This is a genomic window from Pseudomonas sp. LBUM1648 (assembly GCF_059716145.1).
In genome coordinates this window covers 5,630,153-5,649,147 of record NZ_CP166808.1, presented here as the reverse complement: position 1 = coordinate 5,649,147, position 18,995 = coordinate 5,630,153, and the positions used below count along the sequence as shown (strand labels likewise).

18 protein-coding genes are annotated in these 18,995 nt (G+C 60.1%); 9 read left to right on the top strand and 9 right to left on the bottom strand.

Going from position 1 to position 18,995, the window contains the following annotated elements:
• Positions 1-5: 5 nt before the first annotated feature.
• Both ACA043_RS25600 and ypfJ read right to left on the bottom strand, forming a co-directional pair.
• A complete protein-coding gene (locus ACA043_RS25600) occupies positions 6-956 on the bottom strand; it encodes an alpha/beta hydrolase family protein (RefSeq protein WP_401267307.1) in 951 nt (316 codons plus the stop codon).
• Positions 957-1,844, bottom strand: a complete 888-nt coding sequence (ypfJ, locus tag ACA043_RS25595; RefSeq protein ID WP_187680933.1) for a KPN_02809 family neutral zinc metallopeptidase — start codon at positions 1,842-1,844, stop codon at positions 957-959.
• A 229-nt stretch (positions 1,845-2,073) separates the two neighbouring features.
• Between ypfJ and ACA043_RS25590 the strand changes: the two genes are divergently transcribed.
• Both ACA043_RS25590 and ACA043_RS25585 read left to right on the top strand, forming a co-directional pair.
• Positions 2,074-2,850 carry an IclR family transcriptional regulator gene (locus tag ACA043_RS25590; RefSeq protein WP_489879949.1) on the top strand — a complete coding sequence of 259 codons (777 nt, stop codon included), beginning with the start codon at positions 2,074-2,076 and terminating at the stop codon, positions 2,848-2,850.
• A gap of 153 nt (positions 2,851-3,003) precedes the next feature.
• A complete protein-coding gene (locus ACA043_RS25585; protein WP_187680931.1) occupies positions 3,004-3,882 on the top strand; it encodes a DMT family transporter in 879 nt (292 codons plus the stop codon).
• 42 nt (positions 3,883-3,924) lie between these two features.
• On the opposite strand, the gene ACA043_RS25580 is transcribed toward ACA043_RS25585, so the two are convergent.
• Positions 3,925-5,262, bottom strand: coding sequence for an MFS transporter (locus ACA043_RS25580; RefSeq protein ID WP_187681212.1), 1,338 nt, complete (start codon positions 5,260-5,262; stop codon positions 3,925-3,927).
• A gap of 271 nt (positions 5,263-5,533) precedes the next feature.
• Between ACA043_RS25580 and quiC the strand changes: the two genes are divergently transcribed.
• Positions 5,534-7,435, top strand: coding sequence for a 3-dehydroshikimate dehydratase QuiC (gene quiC, locus ACA043_RS25575; protein WP_187681211.1), 1,902 nt, complete (start codon positions 5,534-5,536; stop codon positions 7,433-7,435).
• Positions 7,436-7,537: 102 nt separating this feature from the next.
• On the top strand, positions 7,538-8,215 hold the full coding sequence (locus ACA043_RS25570) for a TetR/AcrR family transcriptional regulator (protein WP_187681210.1): 678 nt from the start codon (positions 7,538-7,540) through the stop codon (positions 8,213-8,215).
• Between the two features lie 32 nt (positions 8,216-8,247).
• Here the strand turns inward: ACA043_RS25570 and ACA043_RS25565 are convergent, their stop codons facing one another.
• From ACA043_RS25565 to ACA043_RS25550, 4 genes are all read right to left on the bottom strand, one after another.
• Positions 8,248-9,102 (bottom strand): shikimate dehydrogenase, encoded by an 855-nt coding sequence (locus ACA043_RS25565; protein ID WP_187681209.1) that lies wholly within the window; start codon positions 9,100-9,102, stop codon positions 8,248-8,250.
• Positions 9,099-9,548, bottom strand: coding sequence for a type II 3-dehydroquinate dehydratase (aroQ, locus tag ACA043_RS25560; protein WP_497658140.1), 450 nt, complete (start codon positions 9,546-9,548; stop codon positions 9,099-9,101). The genes ACA043_RS25565 and aroQ overlap by 4 nt, the downstream gene beginning before the upstream one ends.
• 196 nt (positions 9,549-9,744) lie before the next feature.
• Entirely contained in the window at positions 9,745-10,824 is a 1,080-nt protein-coding gene (gene trmA, locus ACA043_RS25555; protein ID WP_187681207.1) for a tRNA (uridine(54)-C5)-methyltransferase TrmA, read from the bottom strand.
• Positions 10,821-12,116: an NCS2 family permease gene (locus ACA043_RS25550; protein ID WP_305439918.1), complete on the bottom strand. Its 1,296-nt coding sequence runs from the start codon at positions 12,114-12,116 to the stop codon at positions 10,821-10,823. The genes trmA and ACA043_RS25550 overlap by 4 nt, the downstream gene beginning before the upstream one ends.
• Before the next feature lie 222 nt (positions 12,117-12,338).
• Between ACA043_RS25550 and ACA043_RS25545 the strand changes: the two genes are divergently transcribed.
• Positions 12,339-12,785, top strand: coding sequence for a DUF4879 domain-containing protein (locus tag ACA043_RS25545; RefSeq protein ID WP_497658139.1), 447 nt, complete (start codon positions 12,339-12,341; stop codon positions 12,783-12,785).
• Positions 12,786-12,852: 67 nt separating this feature from the next.
• Positions 12,853-13,404: a DJ-1 family glyoxalase III gene (locus tag ACA043_RS25540; RefSeq protein ID WP_497658138.1), complete on the top strand. Its 552-nt coding sequence runs from the start codon at positions 12,853-12,855 to the stop codon at positions 13,402-13,404.
• Between the two features lie 6 nt (positions 13,405-13,410).
• Here the strand turns inward: ACA043_RS25540 and ACA043_RS25535 are convergent, their stop codons facing one another.
• Entirely contained in the window at positions 13,411-14,649 is a 1,239-nt protein-coding gene (locus ACA043_RS25535; RefSeq protein ID WP_187681203.1) for an MFS transporter, read from the bottom strand.
• Between the two features lie 429 nt (positions 14,650-15,078).
• Here ACA043_RS25535 and ACA043_RS25530 point away from each other — a divergent pair, with 429 nt between their 5' ends.
• Genes ACA043_RS25530 through ACA043_RS25520 form a run of 3 tightly spaced genes read left to right on the top strand, consistent with a single transcriptional unit; the run spans position 15,079 to position 17,757 of the window.
• The gene (locus ACA043_RS25530; RefSeq protein ID WP_401267284.1) at positions 15,079-16,521 is read left to right on the top strand and encodes a cytochrome ubiquinol oxidase subunit I; all 1,443 of its coding nucleotides are present in this window, start codon (positions 15,079-15,081) and stop codon (positions 16,519-16,521) included.
• 3 nt (positions 16,522-16,524) lie between these two features.
• Positions 16,525-17,532 carry a cytochrome d ubiquinol oxidase subunit II gene (cydB, locus tag ACA043_RS25525; protein ID WP_401267283.1) on the top strand — a complete coding sequence of 336 codons (1,008 nt, stop codon included), beginning with the start codon at positions 16,525-16,527 and terminating at the stop codon, positions 17,530-17,532.
• A gap of 57 nt (positions 17,533-17,589) precedes the next feature.
• The gene (locus tag ACA043_RS25520; protein ID WP_497658137.1) at positions 17,590-17,757 is read left to right on the top strand and encodes a DUF2474 domain-containing protein; all 168 of its coding nucleotides are present in this window, start codon (positions 17,590-17,592) and stop codon (positions 17,755-17,757) included.
• A gap of 72 nt (positions 17,758-17,829) precedes the next feature.
• On the opposite strand, the gene ACA043_RS25515 is transcribed toward ACA043_RS25520, so the two are convergent.
• Positions 17,830-18,954 (bottom strand): methyltransferase, encoded by a 1,125-nt coding sequence (locus tag ACA043_RS25515; RefSeq protein WP_187681213.1) that lies wholly within the window; start codon positions 18,952-18,954, stop codon positions 17,830-17,832.
• Positions 18,955-18,995 lie beyond the last annotated feature (41 nt).

The window sequence follows — 18,995 nt, the reverse complement described above, 5'->3', positions numbered from 1 at the left end:
TGCTTCTATTCGAACAACGCTTTCTGCCCCTCCGGCGACGTCAACATCCCATCGCCGTTATGCCCGACCCCGGGCACTTCCACCAGCCGCTGATTCACTCCTTCCGGGTGACGGCGCAGCAAATAGCCGAAAAACAGTTTGCCGCGTATCAAACGATAAGCCCCTTGCGCCTCAGCCTCACAGCCCTTGTCCAGCGCCGGGTGCTGCGGGTCGATGTCTTGCTGCCCGAGCAGATAAATCACCTCGCGTTTGATGTAACTGCTTTCAAGCTGCAACGGCGTTTGCCCACCGGCGTACACCGGCATGTCTGACAGACCGTACTTCCAGCGATTGAAACCCATGCACTTGGCGTGATCGAACGCCACGGGCCGCTGCTCATTGAAATACGCGTAGGAAGAAGGATTGGCCACCACGTAACGCAGGCGGATGCCGTTGGCCTTCAGTGCCGGCTGATCCTTGGCGAGCAGGGCATAACGTTGCACTACTTGGCCGCCACCGGAGTGGCCGAAAATCACTATCTGCTTCACGTCCGGAAACTGCTTGCGATCGGTGACTCGGGCGACGATTTCGTCCAGTGCCGCGTAGGAGCTCAACGGATTCGGCCCTGTTGAAAAACCGCCACCCATCCACTCGTTGCCTTTCCAGCGCAACACCGTGGCGGGCAACGAGTACAGGGCCACATCACTTTCATTGAGAAACTGCGGCGCGATCACCAGTGTGTGTGCGGTTTGGCCGGCCATCTCGGCGGCGCTTTCGGCGCTCTTGCGATACGTCTCGGCGTTGCGCAGGCGACCGTGAATGACGATCAGCACGCGCTCGATTTTCTCTGGCGCAGGTCCTATGCCCACCGCCATTTCCCCGGCCTTCAGTTGCAGGCGCCCGGAGCTGATCGCGTCGACACCGGCCGCTTGCGCTGTGCTGCCAAAGATCAGTAAAGCCAAAAGCCATTTATGCATTTACAGGTTTTTCGCCGCGAAGGTGTCGCACTGGCCGACCTGGCCCTGCGCGAATCCGGTTTTGAACCAGCGCACCCTTTGCGCCGACGTACCGTGGGTAAACGAGTCCGGCACCACACGGCCCTGACCCTGTTGTTGCAGGCGATCATCACCGATGGCGTTGGCGGCGTTCAAGGCTTCTTCTATATCGCCGGGTTCCAGCCAGTTCAAACGCTTCTGTGCGCTGTAGGCCCAGACGCCGGCAAGGCAATCGGCCTGCAACTCCTGACGTACCAGCAAGCCACCGTCACCTTCCATCTGCCGACCTTGCTGGCGGGCTGTCTGAATTTTCGCCGAGACACCGAGAAGCGTCTGCACATGGTGTCCGACTTCGTGCGCGATCACGTAGGCCTGGGCGAAGTCGCCGGCCGCCTTGAAGCGTTGCGACATCTCCTGGAAGAACGCCATGTCCAGATAAACCTTCTGATCCGCCGGGCAGTAAAACGGCCCGGTGGCCGAGGTGGCCAGACCACACGCCGAGTTGACCCGATTGCTGAACAGCACCAGGGTCGGGTCCTTATATTGCCGGTCGGCCTGCTGGAAAATCGCGCCCCAGGTGTCTTCGGTGTCGCCAAGGATCGAGCGGACAAACTCTGCCTGCTCATCATTGGCCGGCGGCGCCTGGCGGGTTTGCGAGGTGGGTGCCGATTGCTCGGTCATCTGCCCGGTGAGTTGCCCGAGGATCTGCAATGGATCCTGGCCGGTGATCCAGCCAATGCCGACGATCAACAGGATGGCCCCGATGCTAAGCCCCTTGCCGCCACCAAAGCGCATGCCGCCGCCACCGCCAGCATCATCACCACGGGCATCGACGACGTTGTCACTGCGTCGGCCTTTTTTCCATAGCATGTGGGAATCCTCTTTCTAATCGTGGTGATGAGTGTTGCTGGTGTGTGAGTGTGGCGCCAGTCCGGTCGTCCGTCTATTCGTACGCCGTCAGGCAGGTTGACGGGTAAGAACCTGTAGCGTTCGGTGAATTCCATTCCATAAAGGTTTTTGTGAAATTATCAGATGGTTCCAGATTTTGCGTTGTGCTGAATGTATTTTAGAATCTGCCAAATTTCAGTGGGATCTCATCATGGCCGGCAGTCAGATCGAAAGGGTTTTCAGCGTGCTGGAAAACCTCACCAGTGAGCCGCGCGGTTTAGCGCTGCAAACGCTCGCCGAGCAGATCGACATCCCGAAAAGTGCGACTCACCGCTTGCTCGCCGAGCTGACCCGACTGGGTTATGTAAGGCAGAACCCGGAGACCCTGCGGTATCACTTGTCGACCAAACTGGTGGCGATGGGGTTTCGTTACCTGTCGAGCAGCGGCGCCGATATCGTGCAACCGGTGCTTGACCGCTTGGCTCAGGAAACCGGCGAGTTAATTCGACTTGGGGTTATCGATGGCGAGCGCCAGACCTGGATCGCCAAGGCTCAGGGCGCGCGCAGCGGTTTGCGTTACGACCCGGACATGGGCCGCGATGCGCCGCTGTTCTACACCGCGTCGGGCCATGCGTGGCTGGCGTGCATGAGCGATGCTGAGGCGTTGTCGCTGGTTGAACGCCAGGGCGCCGAGGTGCCGGCGGATATCGGGCCGAATGCGCCGCGCTCCAATATCGAATTGCTCGAGCGTCTGCGGGTCGCCCGGGAGCAAGGGTATGCTTGCGTCGAAGAAAGTTCGGCGGTGGGGACTGCGGCAATTGCGGCGGTTGTGCGCCATCCCGCTGATGGACGGGTGATCGGTGTGCTGAGCATCGCCGGGCCGAGTGCGCGGATGCCGGGGGCGAGGCTGCACGAACTGGCGCCGTTGCTGTTGAAATTCACTGAAGAGTTGTCGGCGGCGAGTCTGGCTTCGGAGCTGTTCGTTTAACTTGAGTTTACTTGGGCCCTCTGCACCTGCTCGCTTGTAAAACTGTGCGCTGTTCGCACACTTTTATGGTTGTCGGGTGTCGTAATCTGGAACCAGGTTCTAGATTGTTGCTTGAGGCTTTTTTCCTCAGCTTGTTTTCTTCAGAGATAGCCAATGACTGTCAGCACCCCACTTTCCGGAGTCAACCAACCCTTCAAGGGGATCTTGCTGATTGTCGTGGCGACCTTCCTGTTCTCCAGCCATGACGCACTGTCGAAGTATCTGTCGGGGTTCTATCCGATCGTGATGGTGGTGTGGGCGCGGTATGTCGTGCACACCTTGTTGATGGCGGGGATTTTTCTGCCGCGTTCCGGGTTGCGTGTCCTGCGCACCAAAAAGCCTTTATGGCAGTTGACCCGCGCACTGTGTCTGCTTGGCACGAGTCTGTTCTTCACCACGGCACTTTTGTACATCCCGCTGGCGGAAGCCACGGCGGTTAACTTTCTGGCGCCGGTTTTGGTGACGGCGTTGTCGGTACCACTGCTGAAGGAGCGGGTGACGCGCGGCCAATGGATTGCGGTGATTTGCGGCTTTATCGGTGTGCTGATCATCGTCCACCCGGGCGGTGAACTGTTCACGCCGGCGGTGTTGCTGCCCTTCTGCTCGGCACTGTTTTTCTGCTTCTACCAACTGCTGACTCGCAAGCTCGCCGAAGTCGACAGCCCGACCACCAGCAACTTCTTTGCCGGGTTGTGCAACACGTTGGTGATGAGTGCGCTGGTGCCGTTCTTCTGGCAGGTGCCGACGCTGACTCACGCCGGGCTGATGCTGGCACTGGGCAGTTGCGGGATGACCGCGCATTTGTTTCTGACTCAGGCGTTCCGCCATGCCGCGCCGGCGTTGCTGGCGCCGTTCGGTTATTGCCAGATTGTGTTTGCGGGGTTGTTGGGCTGGCTGCTGTTCAACCACACGCCGAGTCTGTTGACGATGATCGGGATTGCGGTGATCTGTTGCAGCGGGTTGGCGGCGGCGTGGCAGCAAAGTCGCCGCTGAAAAGACAGCCGGCCTGAAATCAGGCCGGTGTTTGTGGGCAGGTTACTCGGTAACGGTCGGAATCTTGCGCGGTGCCATGAAGTACATCCACGTCAGCGCAATGAAGTACATCGCCGGAATCAGGGTGAACAACACGGTGTAGTTGTTGTTGGTGACGGTGAGGATGTGGCCGACGATCTGAGTCATGAACATCCCGCCGATCGCCGCGCACATGCCGCCGAAACCGAACACCGTGCTCATCATGTGCTTGGGCGTGTAGTCCATCACCAGGCTCCAGATGTTCGCCGTCCATGCCTGGTGCGCACCGATCGCCAGGGAAATAGCAGCCACCGCAACCCACAGGTTCGCGGAGCCGGCAGCCATGACCACACCGATAATGCAGCAGGCGAACAGGAACATCGACAGCAACCGCGCCTTGATCGCGTTCATCCCGCGACCGATCAGGAACGAGGACAGAATGCCGCCACCCACGCTGCCAAAGTCGGCGGTGACGTAGATGATGATCAGCGGGATACCCATCTGGGTCACGTTGATGCCCAGGTTGTATTGCTGATTGAGAAACGGCGGCAGCCAGTACAGGTAGAACCAGAACACCGGTGCGGTCAGCGAGTAGGCGAGGGCGAAGGCCCAGGTCCCGCGCATCCGCAGGATTTTCGAGAACGGCACGCGGGCCTGCTCCGGTTCGACTTCCTGCTGGATGTAATCCAGCTCGGACTGTTTCACGCTCGGGTGATCTTCCGGGTTGTAATACTTCAGGCCCCAGAACAACAACCAGATCCCGCCCAGCGCCGCCATGCACAGGAACGCGGCCTGCCAGCCCCACACATGAAGAACCAGCGGCAGCAACATCGGCGTGAACATGGCACCGACGTTGGTGCCGGCGTTGAAGATGCCGGTGGCGACGGCGCGTTCACCCGCCGGGAACCACAGACGCGTGGTTTTCACACAAGCGGGATAGTTCGCCGCTTCGGTCAGGCCGAGGACGAAACGGCAGACCATGAAGCCGACCGCCGATGTCGCCAGGCCGTGGGCACCCGTGGCCAGGCTCCAGAGCAGCACGGCGCAGAAGAACACGCGCTTGACGCCGACCCGGTCGATCAGTCGCCCTTGCAGCACGAAACCAATGGCGTAGCCGACCTGAAACCAGAAGTTGATGTTGGCGTAATCCATCGCCGTCCAGCTCATTTCCTTGGCGAGGATGGGCTGCATGACGCCGAGGGCGGCGCGGTCGATGTAGTTCAGGGTGGTGGCGAAAAATACCAGCGCCAGCATGCCCCAACGGGTCTTGCCGACAGCCATGGCGCCGCGGATCTTGTCGCCGATGCCACCCGTGGCAGTGCTCATGGCCGGAGCCATGCGGGAAGTCTGTGAAGGAATCATGTGTTCCACCCGTTTTTGGATTTTTTATTTGGTGTGCTTTTTGGTTTGCACGCTGCGACCGGTGGTTCAGACCCGGACTCAATGTGCGGTCGATGTTGGGCAGTGGACGAAAAATCGTCAATTCGTCAAAACGGCATTGTGTTCGATAATCGCACGCAAAACTAACCGGGTAGTACACTTTAAATTGCTGCGCGAAGTGATGCAGCCAATAATTTACCCCACGACAAAAATGGTCCCCCGCAACAAAGCGGCGCAGTCCGGGAGTTGAAACATGCAGCGTTCCATTGCCACCGTTTCCTTGAGCGGCACCCTGCCGGAAAAACTCGAAGCCATCGCCGCCGCCGGGTTCGACGGGGTGGAGATTTTCGAGAACGACCTTCTGTACTACGACGGCAGTCCACGTGAAATTAAACAGATGTGCGCCGATCTCGGGATTGCCATCACCCTGTTTCAGCCGTTCCGCGATTTTGAAGGCTGCCGCCGTGATCGGCTGGCGCGCAACCTGGAGCGGGCCGAGCGCAAGTTCGACCTGATGCAGGAACTGGGCACCGATCTGGTGCTGGTGTGCAGCAACGCTTCGGCGGACAGCGTCGGCGATCAGCAAATACTCATCGATGACCTGCGCTTGCTGGCTGAACATGCCGGCGCCCGAGGCTTGCGCATTGGCTATGAAGCACTGGCCTGGGGCCGTCACGTCAATACGTATCAACAGGTCTGGGACATCGTGCGTCAGGCCGATCACCCAAGCCTCGGCGTGCTGCTCGACAGCTTCCATACGCTATCGCTCAAGGGCGATCCGCGTGCGATTGCCGAGATTCCCGGCGACAAGATTTTCTTCGTGCAAATGGCCGATGCGCCGATTCTGGCGATGGATGTTCTGGAGTGGAGTCGGCATTTTCGCTGCTTCCCGGGGCAGGGCGAGTTTGATCTTGCGGGGTTCCTCGCGCCGATCATCAAGAGTGGCTACACCGGGCCGCTGTCGCTGGAGATCTTCAACGATGGCTTCCGCGCCGCACCGCCACGGGCCAATGCGGCAGACGGCTTGCGCTCGCTGCTCTATCTGGAAGAGAAAACCCGTCAGCGTCTGGAGCAGGAAGCGGCCCCCGTGGCCAACCGCGAAATCCTCTTTGAAACGCCGAAGGCCAGCGAGTACAACGGCATCGAGTTTCTCGAATTCGCTGTCGATGAAAGCCTCGGCGCCAAGTTGTCGAACTGGCTGGAACGCCTGGGGTTCGTCAAGGCCGGGCAACATCGCTCCAAGAGCGTGAGCCTGCTGCGCCAGGGTGATATCAACCTGATCCTCAACGCTGAACCCTATTCGTTTGCTCACAGCTTTTTCGAGGCACACGGCCCGTCGCTGTGTGCCACCGCCGTGCGGGTCAAGGACAGCGCGAGTGCTCTGGCGCGTGCCGTTGCCTACAAGGGCCAGCCCTATCGCGGTCTGGTCGGTCCTAACGAATTGGAACTGGCGGCAGTGCGCGCGCCGGATGGCAGCCTGATTTATCTGGTGGATGAGGCGGCTGATGTGTATGGCACCGACTTCAATCTGCTGCCAGACGCGCAGGTGCGCGGAGGCCTCAAGCGCATCGATCACATGGCCATGGCGCTGCCGGCGGATAGCCTCGACAGTTGGGTGCTGTTCTACAAGAGCCTGCTGGATTTCGAGGCCGATGACGAAGTGGTGCTGCCCGACCCCTATGGTCTGGTGAAAAGCCGCGCTCTGCGCAGTCGTGACAGCTCGATCCGTTTGCCGCTGAACATTTCCGAGAACCGCAACACCGCGATCTCCCATGCGTTGTCGAGTTATCGCGGCTCCGGTGTGCATCACATCGCCTTCGATTGTGACGATATCTTCGCCGAAGTCAGCCGAGCCAAAGAGGCCGGCGTGCCGCTGCTGGATATTCCGCTCAACTATTACGACGACCTTGCCGCGCGTTTTGACTTCGACGACGAGTTCCTCAGTGAGCTGGCGTATTACAACGTGCTCTATGACCGTGACGCCCAGGGTGGTGAGTTGTTTCACGTTTACACCGAGCCGTTTGAGGGGCGGTTCTTCTTCGAGATCATCCAGCGTAAAAACGGCTATGCCGGATACGGCGCGGCGAACGTCGCGGTGCGGCTGGCGGCGATGGCCAAATCACGCAGTGGTGCCGTCCGTCAGGCGAAGTTGTAGGAAATTCGTAAGCGCGGGATTAAACACGGGTCGCGCGGCTTCCTTCACCGTGCCGCGCAGCCCATAATCGCCAGCCTGTGCAGTGATGGCCGTGAGCCCGCAATGACAATGACTTCAGAACTCCCCGCAGCCCCCGTCGAGCCCGCCGTTGAGCCGCGCAAGAGTCGCAAGAACAATCCGGAAAAGACCCGCGAGAACATCCTGCAGGAGGCGATCGTCGAGTTCGTCCAGCAAGGATTGTCCGGCGCCCGCGTCGACGCGATCGCTGAACGCATCCACACCTCCAAACGCATGATCTATTACTACTTCGGTAGTAAGGAGCAGCTGTACGTCGAGGTGCTGGAAAAGCTCTACGGCGATATTCGTAACACGGAAAGCCGTCTGCACCTGGCCGAACTGTCGCCAGTGGTAGCGATTCGGCGGCTGGTGGAATTCACGTTCGATCACCACGATCGCAACGTCGATTTCGTGCGCATTGTCTGCATCGAGAACATCCATAACGCCGAATTCGTGAAGCGTTCCGATGCGATCAAGGCGATGAACAACACCATCCTCGATTCACTCGGCGAGATTTTGCGTCGGGGCGCCGAAGAAGGCGTTTTCCGCAGCGGGCTCAACGCGCTGGACGTGCATTTGCTGATCAGCTCGTTCAGCTTCTATCGCGTGTCGAACCGCCACACATTCGGTGAGATTTTTCAGATTGATCTGCCGGACGAGAGCATCAAGCAGCGTCATCGCGAGATGATCTGCGAGTCGGTGTTGCGTTACTTGCAGGCCTGACATGAGACGAGGGGGCAAGCCCCCTCATTTGGCTAGCCATTCATGCTTTGGAAGTGCGCAAGCATGCGCTGCGCATCCGGCACCACGCCACTGAACAACTCAAACGCCTTCACCGCCTGAAACACTGCCATGTTGCCGCCATCCAGCGTCCGGCAACCTATTGTGCGGGCGTTGCGCAGCAGTTCGGTTTCCAATGGGAAGTACACGATCTCCGCCACCCACAATTCCTTGCGCAGCAACTCGACCGGCACCGGCATGCCCGGCAGTTTGGCCATGCCCATCGGTGTGGTGTTCACCAAGCCGTCAGCCTGATTCATTGCGCTCGGCAAATCCTGCCCGGCCACTGCGCGGCCAAAGCCGAAATGCTCATTGAGGTTGTTCGCCAGATGCTCGGCGCGATCACTGTCCACGTCGAAAATGCTCAACCTTTGTACGCCTTCGCTCAGCAGTGCGTGGGCCACTGCGGCGCCTGCACCACCAGCGCCCATTTGAACAACACGCTCACGGGCGGCGTCCTTCAAGCCGCGACGAAAACCCTCGGCAAAACCCAGGCAGTCGGTATTGTGGCCGACGCGTTTGCCGTCCTTCAGCACCACGGTATTGACCGCGCCGATGCCGCGGGCTTCGGGTGACAGTTCGTCGAGCAGCGGGATAATCGCCTGCTTGCAGGGGAAGGTGATGTTCAGCCCGGTGTAGTTCATGCGCTCGGCCGCCAGCAACAAGTCGGGCAGGGCATGGGTGTCCAGTTGCAGTTGATCCAGGTCGATCAGCCGATACAGATATCGCAAGCCCTGGGCGTCGCCTTCGTGCTCATGCAGCGCCGGCGTGCGGGAGGCCTGAATGCCGGCACCGATCAACCCGGCCAGTATCACGTTTTTGCGGCTCATGCTGCTTGCCCCTTCAGCCGCTGGCTCAAGTGTTCCAGGGCCAGACGATAGCCATGGCTGCCAAACCCGCACATCACCGCCGTGGCGATGGCCGAGACAAACGAGTGATGACGGAACGGCTCGCGGGCGTGGACGTTGGACAGATGCACTTCGATCACCGGCAACTCACTGGCCACCAGCGCGTCGCGAATCGCCACCGAGGTGTGCGTCCAGGCTGCCGGGTTGATGACAATCCCGGCGCAACGACCGCGAGCGGCGTGAATCCAGTCGAGCAGTTCACCTTCGTGGTTGGTCTGGCGAAATTCCACGGCCAGGCCGAATTCTTCGCCGGCGCGACCGCACAGGGCAGAGATATCCGCCAGGGTTTCATGGCCGTAAGTGGCGGGCTCACGGGTGCCAAGCAGGTTCAGGTTCGGGCCGTTGAGCACCAGAACGATAGGGGACATGGGGGTAACTCCACTTCTTGTTTTTGGCTTGGGCCATGGGTTTCGGCCTGTGGAGATAAAATGTACTAGATGGTTACATCGGTCAATTGAACGGCGTTGGTCTTGGCGTTTTTTGTTCGGTGATCGCACAACCTGAAACAAGCGCCCACAAAAAAGCCGTCATTCACGACGGCTTCTTCGTATCTGGCAACAGCAATCAGCGGCGGGTCAGCAACACGCCCGACTCCATGTGATGCGTCCACGGGAACTGGTCGAACAGCGCGCACTGGGTAATGCGGTGCGTGTCGTGCAACTGGGCGATGTTGGCCGCCAGGGTTTCCGGGTTGCAGGAGATGTAGAGGATGTTGTCAAAGCGCCTCGTCAGCTCGCAGGTGTCAGGGTCCATGCCGGCACGCGGCGGGTCGACGAACACGCTGCCGAACTCGTAGCTCTTGAGGTCGATGCCGTGCAGGCGACGGAATGGGCGCACTTCGTTGAGGGCTTCGGTCAGTTCTTCGGCGGACAAACGCACCAGCGTGACGTTATCCACAGCGTTTTCGCTGAGGTTGCTCAGTGCGGCGTTGACCGAAGTCTTGCTGATTTCGGTGGCCAGCACTTTGCGTACGCGGGTCGCGAGCGGCAGGGTGAAGTTGCCGTTGCCGCAGTACAGCTCCAGCAAATCGTCAGTGCGATCGCCCAATGCTTCGTAAGCCCAGTTCAACATCTTTTGGTTTACGGTGCCGTTGGGCTGGGTGAAGGCACCTTCCGGCTGGCGATAGCTGAACGTGCGGCCGCCGACTTCCAGTTTTTCGACCACATAGTCTTGGCCGAGCACTTCGCGTTTGCCCTTGGAGCGGCCGATGATGCTGACCCCGAGATCTGCCGACAGCTTGGTCGCTGCCGCATGCCAGTGCTCGTCCAGCGGACGGTGGTAGCACAGGGTGATCATCGCGTCGCCCGCCAGGGTGGTCAGAAACTCCACCTGAAACAGCTTGTGGCTCAACGCCGCGCTGGCCTGCCACGCCGCCTTGAGCTGCGGCATCAGTTGATTGATGCGCAGGCTGGCGATCGGGAACTCTTCGATCAGGATCGGCGTGCGTTTGTCGTCCTGAGAGAACATCGCGTAATGACGCTCACCGGCCTCGCGCCACAGGCGGAATTCGGCGCGCAGGCGGAAGTTCTGCAGTGGCGAGTCGAATACGCTCGGCTCGGGCGCATCGAACGGGGCCAGCAGGTCACGCAGGCGCGTGACCTTGTCTTCGAGCTGTGCGGCGTAGGCTTGGGAATCGAAAGTCATGCGTTGAACCAACCCAACTTGATCACGAACAGAATCGACAGAATCACCAGCGCTGGGTTCAGCTCACGGGCGCGACCGGACAGCAGTTTGATCGCGGTCCAGGCGATGAAGCCGAACGCGATGCCGTTGGCGATCGAATACGTGAACGGCATGGCCAGCGCGGTCACCACGACCGGTGCGGCGACGGTGATGTCGTCCCATTCTATTTCTGCCAGGCCCGACATCATCAAGACGGCGACGAACAGCAGTGCCGGTGCGGTGGCAAAAGCCGGAACGCTGGCCGCCAGTGGCGAGAAGAACAGCGCCAGCAGGAACAGAATCGCGACGACCACAGCTGTCAGACCGGTACGGCCGCCAGCACTCACGCCCGCAGCAGATTCGATGTAGCTGGTGGTGGTCGAGGTGCCCAGCAGCGAGCCGGCCATGGCGGCGGTGCTGTCGGCGATCAGCGCACGGCCCATTTTCGGCATGTGGCCGTCCTTGCCCATCAGGCCGGCGCGCTTGGCGACGCCGATCAGGGTGCCGGAGTTGTCGAACAGGTCGACGAACAGGAAGGCGAAGATCACGCTGACCAGACCGATGTCCAGTGCACCCATGATGTCCAGCTGCAGGAAGGTCGGGGCCAGCGAAGGTGGCATCGACGTCACGCCATTGAACGCGGTGAAGCCAAAGGCGATGGATACGATGGTCACCGCCAGAATGCCGATCAACACCGCACCGCGTACTTTCAGCGCTTCGAGGGCCACGATCAGGGCGAAACCGAGGGTGGCGAGGATCGGTGCCGGAGCTCTCAGCTCACCGAGGCCGACCATGGTCGCCGAATTGCTGACCACAATGCCGGCGTTATGCAGGGCGATCAGCGCCAGGAACAGGCCGATACCGGCTGCAATCGCCGAACGCAGCGGCAGCGGGATGCTGTTGATGATCCATTCACGGATGCGGAAGATCGACAGCAGGAAGAAGCACACGGCCGAGATGAACACCGCGCCCAGCGCCACTTGCCAGGTGTGGCCCATGTGCAGCACGACGGTGTAAGTGAAGAAGGCGTTCAGGCCCATGCCCGGTGCGAGGGCAATCGGGTAGTTGGCGATCAGGCCCATGACCGTGGAACCGATGGCGGCTGCCAGACAGGTAGCGACAAACACCGCGCCCTTGTCCATGCCGGTCTCGCCGAGGATGCTCGGGTTGACGAACAGAATGTAGGCCATGGCCAGGAAAGTCGTGATGCCCGCGAGAATCTCGGTCCGCACGTTGGTGTTGTGTGCCTTGAGTTGAAACAGCCTTTCCAGCATGTCTGCTCCCCGTGGCGCGCATGGCGCCGTGAATGTATCGACCTCAACAGCAAAGCACAGACCGTCGCAAGCGCCTGAGAAATTGTGGTGGGCCGGAAAAAGCCGCGCATCATACCAGCAGCGTGAGGAATATGGCGGTTGTTGGTGTCGATCGTCGTCGAAGTTTTGCGTTGGGGCCAACTGCGCCATACTGCGCGCTGATTTTTGGGGGATGGGTAACGCATGAGCAAGCGCTGGTTGAAGACATTCGGCTTACTGGCCGTTCTGATGGGCGGGGCGTCTGGCGCCTGGGCTGCGTCGGCCCCACCGTTAACTCAGTTAAAGGTGTTGAAAGTCGAGTCACCGAGCTGCGGCTTCGAAGACATCGCTGAAGGTCAGGAACAGACGCGTTGCGACCACAGCGGCCCGAATATCAAGGTTTACGTGCTGGAGGTCGGCTACGGTCGCGAGGCGCACGTAGCGTTGGACGGTTTTGAGGTGAACGGCACGCGAACCCCGGTCTGCGCTTTTGATAACGGCAATCTGACCGAGTGTACGGTCGGCAAGAAAACCGTGGGCTATCTGTATGTGCTCGACCTGGCTGGCAAGCAGGGCGGTATCTTTACCTTTACCAACATGTCCATCAACGCGCCGGGCAACAGGATGTCGACGCAGCTTTACATCAAGTAACGGCGACGACCGAACGAGGCCGGGTAAAGCTGACTACGCTTTGAAGATCACTCAGCGGATAGCGCCCATGACCTTTAGAGCCCTGATTACCCTCGCCGAGGGCATCGATGATCTGCAAAGCGTGACCCTGGTCGACGTATTGCGTCGCGCCGGCATCGAAGTGATGGCGGCCAGCATCGAAGGTCGGCGCATGCTGACCTGTGCCCGCGGCACCCGCCTGACCGCCGATGGCATGCTGATCGATGTGCTGGCACAGACTTTCGATCTGATCGTCCTGCCCGGCGGCGGCGTCGGTTCACAGCACCTGGCGGCGCATCAGCCGCTGCAACAACTGCTCAAGGATCAGGCCAGCGCCGGACGCCTGTTCGCCGCCATCGCCGAAGCCCCGGCAGTCGCCCTGCAAGCCTTCGGCGTTTTGCGCCAGCGGCGCATGACGTGTTTACCGAGCGCCAGTCATCAGTTGTCGGGCTGTACGTTTGTTGATCAACCGGTGGTGGTTGATGGCAACTGCATCACCGCCCAGGGTTCTGGCGCAGCGCTGGAGTTTGCCTTGGCGCTGGTGGAACAACTTGGGGGCAAGGCATTAAGGGCGAAAGTTGGGGGGGAGTTGTTGGTCTGACGAGCGCTAAACCTTCGCCTCTTCCACCAACTCCGTCATCCGATCCCGTTTGGCCAATGTCGGGAACAGTTTGATCCACGTCCCCGTCACCACCAGCGTACCGACCCCGCCCATGACCACTGCCGGCACGGTGCCGAACCAGTGGGCGGTGAGGCCGGATTCGAATTCGCCGAGCTGGTTCGAGGCGCCGATGAACAGACCGTTTACAGCGCTGACCCGGCCGCGCATTTCGTCCGGGGTTTCCAGTTGGACGAAGGAGGCGCGGATCACCATGCTGATCATGTCCGCCGCACCGAGCACCACCAGCACGGCCAGCGAGAACCAGAACGAAGTCGACAGGCCGAAAGCGATGGTGGCGACGCCGAATATGCCCACCGCGGTGAACATCACCCGGCCGACATTGCGCTCCACGGCAAACCGCGCGAGGAACAGTGACATCCCCAGCGCGCCGACCGCTGGCGCCGAGCGCAGCAGGCCGAGGCCCCACGGCCCGGTCAGCAATATGTCTTTGGCGAATACTGGCAGCAACGCGGTGGCGCCACCAAGCAGCACCGCGAACAGATCCAGAGAGATCGCCCCGAGAATGTCCGGACGGCTGCGAATGAAACGAATCCCCGCCAGCAACGAATCCAGCGTGGCTTTGCCTTTATTCAACGGGGTCTGCCGAGCGGGCAGGTTGAGCATCAGCGAGCAGGCAATCACATAAAGCAGCACCGTCGGGCCATACACCCAGACGCTGCCGAACGCATAAAGCAAACCGCCGAGTGCCGGGGCGACGATGGTCGCCGACTGTTGCGCCGATTGCGCGGCCGCGACTGCGCGCGGGAACAGCGACGCGGGCACGATGCTCGGCAGCAGCGCCTGCGTGGTCGGCATTTCGAACGAGCGCGCCGCACCCAGCAGGAAGGCGAGGATGAAGATCATTTCCCGGGTGACGTGATCGGTGGCGCTGCCAATGGCCAGCGCCAGGGCGATCAAGGCCTGCAACGACTGACAGATCGCCGCGACTCTGCGCCTGTCATAGCGGTCGGCGACATGCCCGGTGTGCAGCATGAACAGCACGCGCGGTGCGAACTCGACAAGACCCACCAGGCCCAGGTCGAGCACGTTGCCGGTCAACTGATACAGGTTCCAGCCAATCGCCACAGTGAGCATCTGGAACCCGCTGGCGGTGAAAATCCGGGCCAGCCAGAACGCGAGAAACGGACGATGGTGACGTAACAGCAGGGGCTCTTGGCTGGGCATCTGGAGGCAGGTCTGGTTCGAGGGGGAACCGCGAGGTTATCACCAGTCTGTAACAGGAAGTTGCTATGAAAAAAATTTAGTTAGCCAGACATCGATTATCCCCGCGCCCCCAACTCCCTGCGACAAGGGAGCACGCCGTTTCGCCACATGGCATGTACTTCAGAGCATTGCCGTAACCGTGAGGCAACTTGTCACGCGGCAAACGACCACGCGGTTCTTCGTCTGAAATGGGACTACTCTTTCAACGTTGCTTGATCCAGATCAAGGCCTCTAACGGAATTGATCCGGCGGCCCGATGGCCAGACTCCCTGCGTTGCGATGGTTGTTAAAAAAGAACGAATCAGAATTCGCCGCACTCCATATCCGTGGGGGCAGTAGGCGTAGGGGTCACAAGCCCCGCAGCCGGTATTACCTGACAGAGGAAGACTTATGTTCGGTTTAGAGGCACTCGATCTCGCCCGAATTCAGTTCGCGTTTACCGTCTCATTTCACATCCTGTTCCCGGCCATCACCATTGGCCTGGCGAGCTACCTGGCGGTGCTCGAAGGCTTGTGGCTGAAAACTCATAACGACACCTACCGTGACCTCTACCATTTCTGGTCGAAGATCTTTGCCGTCAACTTCGGCATGGGCGTGGTCTCCGGTCTGGTTATGTCCTACCAGTTCGGCACCAACTGGAGCCGCTTCTCGGACTTCGCCGGTGCCGTCACGGGGCCTTTGCTGACCTATGAGGTGCTCACGGCGTTCTTCCTCGAGGCGGGTTTCCTCGGGGTGATGCTGTTTGGCTGGAACAAGGTCGGACGCGGCCTGCACTTTTTCTCCACGGTGATGGTGGCGATCGGCACATTGATCTCGACGTTCTGGATTCTCGCTTCCAATAGTTGGATGCAAACCCCGCAGGGCTTCGAAATCGTTAACGGCCAAGTCATTCCCACCGATTGGCTGGCCATCATCTTTAACCCGTCGTTCCCGTACCGCCTGATGCACATGGCGACTGCCGCGTTCGTGGCCACGGCATTCTTCGTCGGCTCCTCGGCGGCCTGGCACCTGTTGCGCGGCAAGGACAACCCGGCGATACGCACCATGCTGTCGATGGCGATGTGGATGGCATTGATCGTCGCGCCGATCCAGGCCGTCATCGGCGACTTCCATGGCCTCAACACCCTCAAGCATCAACCGGCAAAAATCGCCGCCATCGAAGGCCACTGGGAAAACAAGGGTGACGAACCCACGCCGCTGATCCTGTTCGGCTGGCCGGACATGAAAGAAGAGAAAACCAAATTCGCTGTGGAGATCCCGTACCTCGGCAGCCTGATCCTGACCCACTCGCTGGACAAGCAAGTGCCGGCGCTCAAGGATTTTCCACCCGAAGACCGGCCGAACTCGACCATCGTGTTCTGGTCGTTCCGGATCATGGTCGGTCTGGGTTTCCTGATGATCTTCACCGGTCTGTGGAGCTTGTGGCTGCGTAAACGCGACACCCTCTACACCTCACGTCCGTTCCTGTATCTGGCGTTGTGGATGGGGCCGTCCGGGTTGATCGCGATTCTCGCCGGCTGGTTCACCACGGAAATCGGCCGTCAGCCGTGGGTGGTCTACGGGCTGATGCGCACGGCGGATGCGTCGTCCAATCACAGCTTCGTGCAGATGAGCATCACGCTGATCATGTTCGTCGTGGTGTATTTCGCCCTGTTCGGTGCTGGCCTGGGCTACATGATGCGTCTGGTGCGCAAAGGGCCGAAGATCAGCGAAGGCGCAGAAACGCCAGAAGGTGGTCCGGGCAAGCAACGCACGCCGGCCCGTCCGCTGTCCGCTGCGGACGATACGGCCGATGCCGATCACGATGCTCCCAGCCTGACCAAGGAGATTTGACTCATGGGTATTGATCTTCCGCTGATCTGGGCCGTGATTATCATCTTCGGCATCATGATGTACGTGGTCATGGACGGCTTCGACCTCGGGATCGGGATTCTCTTCCCATTTATTCCGGGCAAGACCGACCGTGACGTGATGATGAACACCGTCGCCCCGGTCTGGGACGGTAACGAAACGTGGTTGGTGCTGGGCGGCGCGGCGTTGTTCGGCGCCTTTCCGCTGGCCTATTCGGTGGTGCTCTCGGCGCTGTACTTGCCGTTGATTTTCATGCTGATCGGTTTGATTTTTCGCGGCGTGGCATTTGAGTTTCGCTTCAAGGCCAAGGACGACAAGCGTCACCTGTGGGACAAGGCATTCATCGGCGGTTCGGTGGCGGCGACGTTCTTCCAGGGCGTGGCGCTCGGCGCATTCATCGATGGTTTGCCGGTGGTCAATCGACAGTTTGCCGGCGGATCACTGGACTGGCTGACACCGTTCACGATGTTCTGCGGCGCTGCGCTCGTGGTGGCTTATGCCTTGCTCGGTTGCACCTGGCTGATCATGAAGACCGAAGGCAAGCTTCAGGAACAGATGCATAACCTGGCAAGGCCGCTGGCATTCGTGCTGCTGGCCGTGATCGGGATCGTCAGTATCTGGACACCACTGGCGCACCCGGACATCGCGACACGCTGGTTCAGCATGCCGAATCTATTCTGGTTCATGCCGGTACCGATTCTGGTGATGGTGACGATGTACGGTTTGATCCGTGCCGTGGCGCGCAATGCCAACTACATGCCGTTCCTGCTGACCCTGGTGCTGATTTTTCTCGGCTACAGCGGTCTGGGTATCAGCCTGTGGCCGAACATTGTGCCGCCGTCGATCTCGATCTGGGACGCCGCCGCACCGCCGCAAAGTCAGGGCTTCATGCTGGTAGGCACGCTGTTCATCATCCCGTTCATTCTGGGTTACACCTTCTGGAGCTACTACGTGTTCCGCGGCAAGGTCACCCATGAAGACGGTTATCACTAGGCGTGATCACGATGGCGCTGCCCGCAGCGCCATCTCCCTCAAATGGAGGATGAAGCAATGACCGGCAAACATTCCCTGAACGATATTGAAGGAGCTGAAAAAAAGCCGCTGTGGCAGCGGCTCGGCTGGTTAGCGATGATCTGGGTTGGTAGCGTCGGCGCGCTGTTTATCATCGCCAGCCTGATGCGCATGTTCATGAACGCCGCAGGCCTGACCACTCACTGAATCACTCCGTCCCGGCGCCTTCGGGTACGGATTTGTAACCCTCCTGATGGAGGGTTTTTTTTGCCTGGCGGTTTACTTGCGGGCCTTGAGGATCACGAATTTCGGTGTGGCGGCGACTTGCTCGACACCACGGAACAGCCGCGCCAGTTTGCTGTGATAACCCAGATGACGGTTGCCGACGATGTACAACGCGCCGCCCACCACCAGCGCCTCGCGGGCTTGCTGGAACATGCGCCAGGCGAGGAAATCACCCACGACCTGCTGCTGATGGAACGGCGGATTACACAACACCACGTCCAGCGATTGCGGCTCCTGACCGGCCAAACCATCACCCGCACGCACGATCACGTCGCGATCACCGAGCGCGGCGCGCCAGTTTTCGGCAGCCGACTGCACGGCCATGAACGATTCATCGACCAGCGTGTACTGTGCGTCCGGGTTTTGCAGTGCGCTGGCAATGGCCAGTACACCGTTACCGCAACCCAGGTCGGCGACTCGTGCACTGCCAAGATTCTTCGGCAGATGCGGGAGAAACGCGCGGGTGCCGATGTCCAGGCCTTCGCGGCAGAACACGTTGGCGTGGTTAAGCAACTCAATGGCCGGATCGTCAAGGCGATAGCGAGACGGGTAGGGCGACACGGCTGGCGTTTTCGCCTCAGGTGTGGCGATCAGCAACCGAGCTTTTTTTACCGCCAGTGATGCCTGTACGGGGCCGACGTAGCGCTCCAGCAGGTCGCCCGCCGCGCGCGGCAGATGTTTGACCATCGCTGCTGCGACCACTTCAGCACCGGGCGCCAGTTGCCCTTGCAGGCGAATCAGTTGTTCCTCCAGCAAGGCCAGGGTTTTCGGTACGCGGATCAATACCCGATCGAACGGCCCGAGCAAGGGCTCACTGGCCGGGATACCGCAGATCGCGTCGAACGCGCGGCCATTGCGCAGCAGGTTTTTTTCCAGCCCTTGAAAGCCCAGAAACGAATCACCGCTACTGATGACCGTCACCTTGCCGAGCAGACTGGCGGCCAGCGCGCCGAAGCTGTCGTTGAGCACCAGAACCCGCGTGTCAGCCGTCGGTTGCTGCGCGGCCAGATGATTGAGCAAATATTCATCGGCGGCATCGAACGCCTGCAGCGGTTCGTTTTGCTGTTCAGGCTGGCGGATCAGGTCGAGTTGGGCGAAGGGCGTATCGAGCAAAGGCATGGGGCGGGGACTCAGGATAATCGACGGATGTCCCGCTGCCA